11 protein-coding genes are annotated in these 11,754 nt (G+C 66.5%); 8 read left to right on the forward strand and 3 right to left on the reverse strand.

Features of this window, described 5'->3' with window-relative positions; genetic code table 11:
- Positions 1-28: 28 nt before the first annotated feature.
- Complete coding sequence (locus ACZ54P_RS34915) at positions 29-886, reverse strand: ABC transporter permease (RefSeq protein ID WP_465465876.1); 858 nt, start codon at positions 884-886, stop codon at positions 29-31.
- Entirely contained in the window at positions 883-1,926 is a 1,044-nt protein-coding gene (locus ACZ54P_RS34920) for an ABC transporter substrate-binding protein (protein WP_465465877.1), read from the reverse strand. Before ACZ54P_RS34920 ends, ACZ54P_RS34915 begins: the two co-directional genes overlap by 4 nt.
- Before the next feature lie 428 nt (positions 1,927-2,354).
- On the opposite strand from ACZ54P_RS34920, the gene ACZ54P_RS34925 reads away from it, so the two are divergent.
- Positions 2,355-2,831 carry a YbaB/EbfC family nucleoid-associated protein gene (locus ACZ54P_RS34925; protein ID WP_465465878.1) on the forward strand — a complete coding sequence of 159 codons (477 nt, stop codon included), beginning with the start codon at positions 2,355-2,357 and terminating at the stop codon, positions 2,829-2,831.
- A 766-nt stretch (positions 2,832-3,597) separates the two neighbouring features.
- Here ACZ54P_RS34925 and ACZ54P_RS34930 read toward each other — a convergent pair.
- On the reverse strand, positions 3,598-3,750 hold the full coding sequence (locus ACZ54P_RS34930; protein ID WP_465465879.1) for a hypothetical protein: 153 nt from the start codon (positions 3,748-3,750) through the stop codon (positions 3,598-3,600).
- Between the two features lie 134 nt (positions 3,751-3,884).
- Between ACZ54P_RS34930 and eccD the strand changes: the two genes are divergently transcribed.
- The 7 genes from eccD (at position 3,885) to ACZ54P_RS34965 (ending at position 11,715) form a co-directional block, all read left to right on the forward strand.
- A complete protein-coding gene (gene eccD, locus ACZ54P_RS34935; RefSeq protein ID WP_465465880.1) occupies positions 3,885-5,279 on the forward strand; it encodes a type VII secretion integral membrane protein EccD in 1,395 nt (464 codons plus the stop codon).
- Positions 5,279-6,706 (forward strand): type VII secretion protein EccB, encoded by a 1,428-nt coding sequence (gene eccB, locus ACZ54P_RS34940; protein WP_465465881.1) that lies wholly within the window; start codon positions 5,279-5,281, stop codon positions 6,704-6,706. The genes eccD and eccB overlap by 1 nt, the downstream gene beginning before the upstream one ends.
- A 162-nt stretch (positions 6,707-6,868) precedes the next feature.
- A complete protein-coding gene (locus ACZ54P_RS34945) occupies positions 6,869-7,198 on the forward strand; it encodes a hypothetical protein (RefSeq protein ID WP_063054162.1) in 330 nt (109 codons plus the stop codon).
- A gap of 34 nt (positions 7,199-7,232) precedes the next feature.
- Positions 7,233-7,526, forward strand: coding sequence for a WXG100 family type VII secretion target (locus ACZ54P_RS34950; RefSeq protein ID WP_465465882.1), 294 nt, complete (start codon positions 7,233-7,235; stop codon positions 7,524-7,526).
- Positions 7,527-7,609: 83 nt separating this feature from the next.
- Positions 7,610-7,957 (forward strand): hypothetical protein, encoded by a 348-nt coding sequence (locus ACZ54P_RS34955; RefSeq protein ID WP_465465883.1) that lies wholly within the window; start codon positions 7,610-7,612, stop codon positions 7,955-7,957.
- Between the two features lie 85 nt (positions 7,958-8,042).
- The gene (locus ACZ54P_RS34960; RefSeq protein WP_465465884.1) at positions 8,043-10,856 is read left to right on the forward strand and encodes a large repetitive protein; all 2,814 of its coding nucleotides are present in this window, start codon (positions 8,043-8,045) and stop codon (positions 10,854-10,856) included.
- Positions 10,857-11,388: 532 nt separating this feature from the next.
- Entirely contained in the window at positions 11,389-11,715 is a 327-nt protein-coding gene (locus ACZ54P_RS34965; RefSeq protein ID WP_465465885.1) for a hypothetical protein, read from the forward strand.
- The last annotated feature ends 39 nt before the right edge of the window (positions 11,716-11,754 follow it).

The raw sequence follows: 11,754 nt of genomic DNA on the forward strand, positions 1-11,754 counted from the left end.
GAAGCGATCTTCGGTCTGCGACGCCTGGTCATGGCTCTTCGCTCCGGGCGGTGGCCTTGCGGCCGAGAAAGAGAACCAGGGTCACCACCGCGGTCAACAGCACGGCCAGCGCCGATCCGAGCGGGTAGTCACCGACCTCCTGGATCTGGTTGGCCACGATGTTGCCGTACATCAACGTTTTTCCCCCACCGAGGATGGCCGGGACCACGTACTCGCCGATCGCCGGGATCCCGACCAGCAGACAGCCGGCAGCGATGCCCGGCGCCGCGAGGGGGATCTCGACGCGCCGCAACCGGGACCACGGACCCGCCCCGAGGTCCGCCGCCGCGAGCAGTTGTGAACCTTCGACCCGCTCCAGGGCGACGAACAAGGGCAAGATCATGAGCGGCAGATAGGCATAGACCATGCCGATCACGACGGCGGTCGGGGTGTACAGCACGGTGATCCCGTCGGGGGCCAGCCCCAGCAGGCCGAGTACATCGGCGACCGGGCCCCGATCCCCGAGCACGCCCACCACGGAATAGGTGCGCGCCACGAATCCTGTCCACAGTGGAATGATCACCGCGGCCAGCAGTGCTCGTCGGGCACGGCCGGAGCATCGGCTCAGCGTGAGCGCCACCGGGAAACCGATGACCAGGCAGGCGAGCACGGTCGCGAGGGACATCATCAGCGAGCGGAGGACCGCGCCGAGGTAACGCGGTTCGAGCGCCCGGAGATAGTTCGAGGGATTCCAGCCGAAAATCGTCTCGTAGGTCAGCGAATCCACCCTGCCGAACGACATCACGGCCAGCAGTCCCAGGGGGACGACGAAGAACAGGACCGAGAAGCCGGTAGACGGCAGGATGAGCAGCCGTCGTGGCCACCCACCGGGCCGGGGACGGATCATGCGGCGATCGCACGCTCGAACGCGTCGGCGCGCCGACGCGAGCCTTCCGGTCCGCGATATTCCGCGAACTCCACCTTGGCCGACGCGGTCGCGTCGTACCGAAGGCTGGGATTGTCCTTGATGGACGGATCGATGTGCGGCTCGGCCGAGGGGAGCAGGTAGGCGGAGCGGGTGGTGTTCACGAAGTCGGCGTAGATCAGGGGATCGAGGTGATGATTCATGAACGCGTACACCGTGGCCAGATTGTCGCTCCCCTTGAGCGGCAGCCAGCCGTCCACATAGCCTGGCAGGCCTTCGCTGGGCGTGACCCACACGATGTCCTTGTTCTTGGCCTGTGCCGAAGCGATGTCGTAGTCGTAACTGACCGCCGCGATCGCGTCGCCGCTGATCAGGTCCTTCGAGAAATCCGTCGGGAGGAAGGCGCGCAACGTCTTCTTGAGCTCACGCAAGGCCTCGACGGCCGCGTCGAGCGCCGGCTCGTCGTCGGCGTTGGCCGAATGCCCGGTGAGCAGAAGCGCCACGGACATCACGTCCTCGGCGTATTTGAGCACGGTCACCTTGCCCGGATGGGCGGCGGACAGCCGCCACAGATCCGCCCAGGACCGGGGCCGCTCGGTGATGAGGTCCTGCCGGTAGCCGAATCCCACCTTCCCGAGATCGACCGGAATGCCGAAGGGGAAGGAGCGCCGGAAGAACTCGGGGACCTCGGCCAGTCGCGGCACCCGGGCCGGATCGAACGGGGCGGTGAGGCCCGCCGCCTGGATCTGTCCGGCGGTGGCGCCACCGGCCAACGTCAGATCGTAGGCCTCGAGATTCTGCCGGATCTGGACGACGGCCTGGGCCGCCCCGGAAGTGAGCCCGGAGACCTGCTTGACGTCGGCTCCGGGAAACGCGGCACGGAAGGCCTGGACTTCGGTCGCGCCCATCCAGTCCGGATAGTTCATCATCGTGATCGTGCCTCCGACGGCGCCGTCCCCGCCGGTCCGGACCGGGCTCCCGCACGCCGAGAGCACACCGGCCGACGCGAGAAGCATCGCCATGTCCGCACCGTGCCGGAGAAATCTCCGCCGTGAGTGCATCGGTCGGTCCGTCACCACGCGAATCACCGCCATCCACTCTGGGAACCCCGGTTCCCCTCGCCACGAGCAAGGCGAGTTCCCATTCCTCGAAAACCAATTGCACTGCTAATTCACCTCGGAGAATTTCCGGTTTTATTGTCGATCGACAACGGTGAATCAGTCCACCGAACGGATCGGAGTTGCCCGTCCATGGTGCCCGGTTGCCCGATCGGGCAAGGTGCGGCTGCGCTGTCCGAAGGGGACAGCAACAGGCTTAAGGGCAGAGATCACCGCAAAAGAGGCCGTGCGCGCGGGTCTCGATCAGCTTGGAACGGTTTTCCTGTAGTCGTTGGGGACGAGCTGTGGTGCCCGGGTGTCGGCGCTGGTCATGAATAGTGAGGAATGGTGTGATGACGGAGTGGGCAGCGGCATTCAACAACGCGGATCTGGGTGTCGAGCAGGCATTGGCGGATCTGGAGCGGGAGAAGCAGAAGCTGCGGGAGGTGAGCAAGATCTGGGAGGAGAGCACGACGACCGTCCGGGCGAAGGACAATTCGTTCTTGATGACCTTCGACGGACGCGGCGAGTTGACGGACCTGTCGTTCCAGGCATCGAAGTACCGCTCACTGCCTCCCGCCCAGCTGGCTCATCAGATCGTGGAGGCGGTGCGGCAAGGCCGTACCGAGGCGTTGGCGAAGGTCGAGAAGGTCATGGGCACGGGTTCGGCGACCGGGCTCGATTTCGCCGGGGTCGCGGGCGGCAAGGTCGACCCCATGGAGATGATGAACTCGCTGCTGGGACCGATGCTGGAGGGTCTCGACGGGCTCGGCATGAGCGTTCCGGACTCGTTGGACAAGGACAAGGAAAAAGGCAAGAAGAGCGACTGACCGTCGCTGGTGGACCGGTCGCCGACCGGGGTGGGCTACTCGTCGATCGCCGTTGCGTTCGCTAGCTTCAGGGCGGGAGAGCCTTCGGCCGTGGTTCTGGACTGGCGACGAGCGTCAGTCGCCAGCTCTGTGTGTCCACAGGGGACATCTCCAGGTCACGCTGCGCCCGATTAACGTTTCTTTGCCCGGTTCTGCGAGGGGGTTGTGAGTGCTAAAGAGGGTTATTGAGGCGTAAGGCAAAGGTGTCGTGTTCGGGAGGGTCTGTGAGACGTTGGGCATCAGGCTTCGGCACTGAGGGTGGTGTCCCGAAGGTGTCGCGAAAGCCACTTTCGGGACATCACATGTCCCGAAAGTGGCTTTCGCGACACGAGCAGCGGGCGCCGCCTTCGCGAGAACGCGCACCGCATAGGTGGCCGACCACGACACCTGCGCCTCGTCCCTCACTAACCCTCATCGTGAGAGGTGAGGCCAAGGTGGCATGCCCTGGGGGGACATCAGGCCGCGGCACGAGCCGACGTCGCTCGCGACACGCTGCCTTTGTCTTACCCCTCAATAGAACGCCCATTGGCACTCGCGACCCCCTCGCAACACTGCGCGAAGTACGCAAATCGGGGCGCTGTCGTCTCGAAAGATGTCCTTTATGGACGGTGGGGACCTGTTTCGGGTCGTGGGCGAGTCCGATCCCCGCCAGCGCCGAGGCCCGATCCAGTGCGGTCCGCCGGGGCGACAGCGTCGCGAAGGCCAGCACCCCCACCCGCCTTGCCCTTCAAGGGTTCAGGATCTTGCCGTCGTTCCCCGGGGCCACCTCCATCCGCCCGTAGAGCTTCTTCAGCTGCGCTTGCGCGTTGCGCACCGCTTTGTCGATGTCCCTGTCACTACGGAAGACCGGGTGCGGATCCACGGTCAGTTTCTCCGGCATGGCGTGCTTCTTTCCTTGGTGAGTGATCCTCCCCGCTTTCGAAAGGAACGGCCGGCGAGGCCACCCGCCGCGTGGTCCGGCGCTAGCGTCTGGCCGGACACGGGTCTAGACCTGGAAGAAAGGCCTGGTGCCTGATGGAAGAGCAGACACAGCATCGCACGACGAGTTCGGCGAGGCTACGTTTCGTCCTCGGCGGACAGGCAAGGGATCTGGCCCTGCCGGCCGAGGTTCCCCTCGTTGATCTGCTGCCCGCGATCCTCGCCCAGTTCGGCGCCGAGACGATCGAGCAGGGCGCCGAGCACGAGGGCTGGGTGGTTCAGCGGATCGGTGAAGCCGCGCTGGACGAAGACCGCACCTTGCTTCAGTTGAGCGTGGTCGACGGGGAGAGCCTCCATCTGCTTCCCCGCGCCGAGCAGTTCGCCGCGATCGACTACGACGACCTGGTCGACGGGGTGGCAGAGCAGGTGCGGGAGCATCCCGGTGCGCTGAACCCGGCGCGGGTCGGCTGGATGTTCCGGCTGGGCGCCGTGGCCCTCATGCTGCTCGCCTGCTGGTTGCTGCTGGTCGGCACCGCCGTGGCGGCGCAAGTGCTGCTCTCGACCGGGCTTTCGGTGGTGCTCCTGGCTGCCGCGGCCCTGGTGGCCCGTGGCGCGGCCAAACCCGTACCCGCGGTGATCCTGGCCGGAGCCGGTGTCGGTTTCGCCACGTTGGCGGGCTGGGATCTGGTGCTCCTGCTCGATCCGGCGGCGATCGCGATGATGGGCGTCACCGGCGCCGCGGCGGCGGCCCTGCTCGCTCTCTTGGTCGGGATCATGGTGGTCGCGGACGGCGCGGCGCTGTTCGCCGGGGCGATCCTGTTCACCGTCGTGTTGCTGATCACCGGCCTGATCGGCTCCGTGACCCCCGCGGATCCGGCCCAAGCCACCGCCATTGGCCTGGTGACCTCCCTGATCCTCGCGTTGTTCATCCCGACGACCGCGTTCCGCCTGTCCGGGCTGACCCTGCCGATGCTCCCGACGGGCGCCGAGGAACTACACGAAGACATAGACGCGGTGTCACACAAGGTGGTCGTGGATCGCGGTACCGCGACCTTCGGCTACTCGACGGCACTGCACGTCGGAGTGGGGGCGGCGCAGGTAGTGCTCCTGCCGGTGCTCGATCTCGCCGATGACGGCTGGCACCTTACATTCGCGCTGGTCATCGCCCTGCTTCTGGTGCTGCGATCCCGCCATCCGAGCGGCATGATCCAGCGCTGGGCGGTACTGGCGCCCGCCGCGGTCGTCGTGCTGCTGGTCGCCGCCGATCTCGGGCTGGCGCGGCCGATGGAGACCCGCTTCGTGGTCGTGGTCCCGCTGGTCCTCGTCGCCGGTTTGTTCCTCCTCGGCGGCGAACGCCTGCCCGGTAAGCGGTTCCGGCCCTACTGGGGCCGCACGGTCGAGATCTTCGAACTGATCACGGCCATCGCGGTGCTGCCGATCCTGTTGCAGGTCCTGCACGTCTACAGCTTCATGCGACACCTGGCCGGCTGATGAAATCACGCAAAGATCAGGTTCAGGCCTACTTCTTCGTCGTCGGGCGACTGGCGGCGGCCGTGACGCACGGCAAGCCGGACACGCTGGAGTCGCCCAGCAAGCGGATGACCACCGGGACCGTGCTCGGTTTCGTGCTCGCCGCGGTGACGATGGGTGTCTTCGGCATCTTCGGCATGTTCGTGCCCTCGACCGGTAACTCCTCCTGGAAACAGGACGGCGCGATCGTGATGGACGAGACCAGCGGCGCGCGTTACGTCTACCTGGCCGGCCAGCTTCGGCCGGTGCTCAACTACTCGTCCGCCCGGCTGGTCGCCGGCCAGTCCGGTGGTCAGGTCACCTCTGTTTCGCCGAACGCGCTGGCCGGAACCCCGGTCGGCCAGCCGATCGGGATCGCCGGCGCGCCGGATTCGCTCCCGGCGGCCGACAAGGTGACCGGTGGCACGTGGACGGTCTGCGCGCGGCTGCCCGGCTCCGCGACGACGCAGAGCGCGGTCGTGAGTGTCCTCTTTGGACATGGGCCGGGCACCGTGCTCACCGATGGCCAGGCGTACTACGTGTCGGCGCCGAGTGGCGAGCTCTATCTGGTGACGCGCGGCAAGCGCTTCAAGCTGCCGAGCAGTTCGGTCGCCGTCGCCCTCGGCTACGGCACCCAGCGGCCCGTCGAGGTGCCTTCGTTGTGGCTGAACACGATCGCCCAGGGCCCGGACTTCGTCGCCCAGTCGGTACCCGGCCTCGGTCAGCCAGGACCGGTGATCGACGGGAAACAGAGCCTGGTCGGCCAGATTTACCAAGCTCGCAATCCGGCGATCGGGACAGAACAGAACTACCTCGTTCGCCGGGAAGGGTTGGCCGCGCTCAGCCGGACCGGAGCGGCACTTCTGCTCACCGCGCCGAGTACCCGGCAGGCCTATCCGGACGGGCCGATCGAAGCGGTCCAGGTCACACCGGACGCCTTGACCGGCGTAGCCGTCTCGGCCACCGCCGGGATCGCGAACGAGCTGCCTCCGAGTCCTCCCGAGGTCGTCACCCCGCCACCGGGTTCGCAACCTTGTGTCCGCCAGGATCCGTCGGCGGGCGCGGGCCAGGCGACGGTCGCCGAACTGCTCCCTGACAACCAGGTCACCCAGGCCTCGGTTCCGCTCGGCACGCATCAGGCGGGTATGACGGCCGACCGGGTTTCGATACCGGCGGGCAGGGGTGTCCTCGCCCGGAATCTGCCCGCACCGAACGCGCCCTTGGGCGTGACATATCTGGTCACCGAAGTCGGGGAGAAATACCCCTTGGCCGATACGGAGACCATTACCGCGCTTGGCTATACCGAATCCGTGGCGGTCCCGGTTCCGATGCAATTGCTCGATCTGCTGCCGACCGGGCCGGTGCTCAGCGTGAACGCCGCCCGGCAGGCTCAGACCGTACGGTCCTGATCGCGGCTGTCCCGCTCGTAAGGGGAATCCCTACCGGAAGCCCGGATGGCCGCGAAAAGACGATTCGGGACAACTTCGGAATTTAGTCTTGAATAGTGGTCGTGCTACTACGAAAACGTAGGGCTCGCCAAAGTCGTAGCACTCATCGCAGGAGGAAGCACAGTGGCACATTCCACTAAGCTCAATGATCAGGACATCATCGCCCAGGCCGCCAGGCACGAGGAGACGGCGAACAACGTCAACGATCAGCTCGACAACCTGAAGAGGGAGGTCGAGGCCACCCTCGCGGCCAGCACCAGCGCGGCCACCAGGGCACTCAGCTCGGTGACGGGCGAATGGGTCGAAGCGGTTCGCAAGACGGTGCTCAGCAACTTGAACGGTATGGCGGGCGACATGCGTCGTGAAGCCGGTGCCCAGGTGGACACGGACGCCGACAACACGCAGTCGATCCTGAACGTCCCCATGGGAACCAGCACCTTCCTCGGCGCCTGACCCGACCACGCACGATCTTTCTTGAGGAGTTTTGATGGCTGACGGCACGATTACCTACGACTACCCCGTCATCGAGCAGTGCGTCGCGATGATGATGAAGAAAGCCGACGAGATCGACAACCAGGCGACCACCCTTGGTAGGGATGTCAAGACGATCATGCAGGACTGGGTCGGTGAAACGGCGAACTCTTACGAGGCCCGCTCCATCAACCTCCAGACCGGTCTGGACGAGCACCGGCAGAACCTGCTCAACCTTCGTCAGAAGGTGTCGGACGCGGCCGCGGCCATGGAGGCGGCCGACAAGGGTGGGGCGAAAGGCATCGCCTAGTTCGCACGGTGTGCCGGGGTGCTCGCGCCCGGCACACCGCTTTTCCCTGAACGGCCAGAACCGTTCGAGAGCAAGGAGTCGAAGTGTCGACGAAGTTCGATGCCGAAGCAATCGCGACCGCCGGCCAGAACATCGGCCGGCTGATGGACGACCAGAGCGCCTTCGAAGCGCTGAAGCAGCCTTGGCCCCATGCGGAGAAGTTCAAGCTCGCGGGCTGGCTGGACCGGGTCGTCGACGACCGGCGCAACGCCGTCGTGGCGCATGCCGCTCAGCTCAGGATCGCCTTCGATGAGATGGAAACGAAGCTCAACGACATCTCCGAGCGATTCAAGACCACCGACGGCCGGAACGCCGAAGAAATCCAGAAGGTGATCGCCGGCCTCGACCGCACCGCCTGCGGCGGCGATTCGAACGACGTAGTCACCACCTGACCAATCGCCGGGAAAGGAACCGGGCGGTCCGCGCTGATCCGCTTCAGTCGACCTCGGTGCTGGCTGTCCAGATAGGGATTCTCAGATGTCCGCTCCTCAAGGTAAGCCTCCGACGGTCGGCCAGTACGCGACAGCCCCGCCCGCGCTCGATCCTTCCTCATTCTCCACGTTGGCATCGTTCGAAGCCGCCGTCAGTGACCTGGTCAACGCTCCAGAAGGTTCGATCAGCACCGCGTGGTACAACCTGGAGAAGGACATGAAGATGGCCGAGCTCGCGCTCGCCGCCGTCAACGAGAAGTTCGCCAAGCAGATCAAAGCCGTCAGGGATGCTTTGGAAGGCGAGACCAGCGAGTCGTTCGCGAAATACGCCACCGCGGTCCTGAACACCAGTGACGAAGTCTATGACACGATAACGGGCAAGCAGTTCAGCACGAACATGGGGAACATCGGTCGTGCCACCCAGGCCTTCGTGACCACTTACTGGCAACTCCAGAAAATCGGGCAACAGGTTTACGAGCAGCGATTGGCCGCCCTGCAGGCCGATGCCCAGAGGAAGATCCAGGCCGCTACCACCGAAGCCGCGGCCGCGGCGATCGTGACACAGTTGCCGGGCGCGATGCTCGAGATCAAAACGTCGTCGGACGGAGCGTTGTTGAAGGATCTGCAGAACGCCTTGGGCACTTTGGGGACCGCGTACAACGCCCGTGGCGCGGACCTGGTCCCGCTCTATATTTCCGATGGCGACACGACCACCGCGGCGCCCGGAGACAGCTACCAGGCACAGACCAGGAACAATCCGCAGAATCCGAGCGGTTCCGATCTCCCGGGACCGGGGTACGCCGAGGTGCGCTCGGAGGGTTCGATGACGACTGGTGAGACGGTGCCTGGCCAGAATGGGCAGGAACGTCTGCGGGAGCCGGCCTACGCGGCGGAAAGCGCCGAAGCGAGGCGTGCCGGGGAACTGAAGCCCGTCGAAGCCACGGACCCTGGTTCGCTCGGCACGGCTACGGCTCCCGGAAACGGCGAGGGCGGTGGACTTGACGGGACGGGCGGCGCGACCACTCCGCCGGCCGGTGGCGGGATGACGCCCGAGGCGAAAGCGGCTCTGGGAGACGCGAAGACGGCCGCCGGTGACGCGATCGACGGTCTGGCCGCGAAGACGGATGATCCCGCGCGCAAGGAGGCGTTGCAGGACGCCAAGGAAGCGGCTCAGGGCGCTATCGACGGTCTGACGGGCGGGGCACCGGGCGAAACGGCGGGCGGGGCACCGGGCGAAACCGCGGGCGAAACGGCGGGCAGCCCTGGAGGTGCCGGTGGATCGCTGGATCCGAGCGCGGGTGCGAGCCCGGGGGCGGGTACGAGTCCGGGGGCGGGTATAGGCGGTGGGCTCACGCCGTCGATGCCGGGCCTGGCGGACGCGAAGAAGGCCGCAAGCAAGGCGATCGACGAACTGGGCAAGAAAACCGACGACCCGAAGCGCAAGCAGGCGCTGGACGACGCGAAGAAGGCCGCGGAAGACGCCATCGATGGGCTCACCGGCCCGACGGCACCCGGCGACCTCACCGGCGGTCCGGGAGAGCCCACCGCCGACGAGGCGAAGGAAGCAGCCAGCGGCGCGATCGACGACCTCGCGAAGCCCAATGATTCCGCAACTCGTCAGCAGGCGCTGGAGGATGCGAAGAAGGCCGCGTCGGACGCGGTGGACGGCGTCCTCGGCGGGGACGGTGCCTCGACGGGCAGCGGATCGGCAGCGCAGGACGCGGCAGGGAAGGCGATCGACGACCTCATCGGCCAGACCGACGATCCGGAACGCAAGGAAGCCCTGCAAGAGGCCAAGGACGCGGCTAGCGACGCGATCGACAAGCTGACGCCGGATCTGGGCGATGCCAAGCAGGCCGCGGGAGACGCCATCGGCGATCTGGCGCAGCCGGGGGATTCAGAGGCCCGGCAACAGGCCCTGGAGGACGCGAAGAAGGCCGCGTCGGACGCCGTGGACGGCGTCCTCGGTGAGGGGGCCGACCCGGAGGCACAGGCCGAGCGTGCGCAGTTGCTCGACGCGAAGGAGGCGGCGGGCAAGGCGATCGACGACCTCATCGGCCAGACCGACGATCCCGAGCGCAAGGAAGCACTCGAAGACGCCAAGGGCGCGATGAGTTCCGCGATCGACAAGATGGCCGCTCCGGAGCATTTCCAGCAGGTGCAGGACGCGAAACTCGCTGCGGAAAAGGCGATCGACGGCCTCGGCACGTCGAGCGACGATCCTCAACGGCGCGAAGCGTTGGACGCCGCGAAGGCGGCCGCGAACGACGCCATCGACCGAATCAACGATTCACCCGAACTCACCGGGCCCGAGCACGACCAGGCTTTGGCGCAAGCGAGAGAAGACGCGACCAAGGCGATCGACGCCCTCGCCCAGCCCGACGACACACCCGCCGAACGTCAGGAACTCGCCGACGCGAAGGCGGCCGCCACCAAGGCCATCGACGCGATCGGCGGGAGTGGCGGCGGCAGCGCGATGCACGACTTCCTGCAGCCGACCGCGTCGGCGGGCGGGGACGTCGGTGGCGGCGCCGGTGGATCCGGTGGCGGCACGGGACCGGCGCCCGCGACCGCGGGTGGGCCGGCCGCGGGCAAGTTCGACACCCAGCCTCTCTCCGCCGGTGCACCGGTGAGCACGCAAGGCGGTCCTTCCCCGGCGGGCGTACCCGGCGGCCTCGCCGCGGCGCAGCAGGGCGGTATGCCGATGGGCCCGATGGGACCGATGGGTGGCGGCGGCATGGGTGGCGGCGCCGGTGGACAGGACGAGAAGGAACGGGAACCGCAGGTCTGGGTCCAGGCCGACCAGGGCGCCTGGGGCGAGAACGACGACGCGCAAAGCCACGTCCTGGGTAAGAACTGATCCACCTTCGGGAGTGCTTCACGTGGTCATGTCCCCAATGTGGCATGGGAGACACCGAGCGTCTCCCATGCCACATTGGGGACAGTGTTTCTGTTGCCGGACTGGCCAGATAGCCGGGTTCCCGCGAAGCCGCGTGCTGCTCATGCCGCGAAAGCCCCTTTCGGGACACCACATGTCCCGAAAGGGGCTTTCGCGACACGCTACCGCGGTCACAGCGTCGGAGCCTGATGTCCTGGAGGTCCCCGCTGAGACCTTCAACGCCTCAAAGGAGGCCTTCAGGACACACCACGTTCACCTTACCTCTCAATAGGCGCGTCGGTCACATCAGGTGACGACCGGATGCCTTTCCCGCGTCAGGGCCGGCTTCGAGGGGAGGTAAGGGCAACAAAAACCGGAAAAAGACCCCTGGTCGCGGTTTCCGTTGGCGCTAGACCGAACGTGTGTAACCGTGGTTTGTGCCTACCTGGCCAGAGGGCGGGCACGCGGCCCGGATCGGGCGCGACAGGTAACGCGGCCCAGAGTGGAGGACGAAATGGCCGAGACGTTCCGGCTGGACCCCGAAGGGGCGTCCGCCGCCGCCGCTCGACTGGGTGCGCTGGGGGAGCGTTTGAAGGAATCTCTTCGGGCTCTCGAGACCACTCTCGATGATCGCCATGGATGCTGGGGTCAAGACGACATCGGTGAGGCGTTCGCCAAGAACTACGTGGATCCCGCGGAAAAGGCCCGTGAGGGCGCCCGCGTCGCCGGCGACGGAACCGGCCAGCTCAAGGACGGTATCAACAAGAACGTCTCGGTCCTGAGCGGCCTGGATCAGGAAAGCGCCGCGCGGATCGACGCGTCGACGGGGCAGAACGGCTGATCCCGGCCTGGTGAGTGAGCAGCCGGTCGCGTCCCCTGC

The sequence above is a fragment of the Amycolatopsis sp. NPDC034160 genome (genome assembly GCF_055575355.1).

Excerpts from the sequence above, each read along its gene's own strand:
- ACZ54P_RS34915 (WP_465465876.1), bottom strand. The coding sequence starts at position 886 with ATGATCCGTCCCCGGCCCGGTGGGTGGCCACGACGGCTGCTCATCCTG.
- ACZ54P_RS34920 (WP_465465877.1), bottom strand. The coding sequence starts at position 1,926 with ATGGCGATGCTTCTCGCGTCGGCCGGTGTGCTCTCGGCGTGCGGGAGC.
- ACZ54P_RS34925 (WP_465465878.1), top strand. The coding sequence starts at position 2,355 with ATGACGGAGTGGGCAGCGGCATTCAACAACGCGGATCTGGGTGTCGAG.
- ACZ54P_RS34930 (WP_465465879.1), bottom strand. The coding sequence starts at position 3,750 with ATGCCGGAGAAACTGACCGTGGATCCGCACCCGGTCTTCCGTAGTGAC.
- eccD (WP_465465880.1), top strand. The coding sequence starts at position 3,885 with ATGGAAGAGCAGACACAGCATCGCACGACGAGTTCGGCGAGGCTACGT.
- eccB (WP_465465881.1), top strand. The coding sequence starts at position 5,279 with ATGAAATCACGCAAAGATCAGGTTCAGGCCTACTTCTTCGTCGTCGGG.
- ACZ54P_RS34950 (WP_465465882.1), top strand. The coding sequence starts at position 7,233 with ATGGCTGACGGCACGATTACCTACGACTACCCCGTCATCGAGCAGTGC.
- ACZ54P_RS34960 (WP_465465884.1), top strand. The coding sequence starts at position 8,043 with ATGTCCGCTCCTCAAGGTAAGCCTCCGACGGTCGGCCAGTACGCGACA.
- ACZ54P_RS34965 (WP_465465885.1), top strand. The coding sequence starts at position 11,389 with ATGGCCGAGACGTTCCGGCTGGACCCCGAAGGGGCGTCCGCCGCCGCC.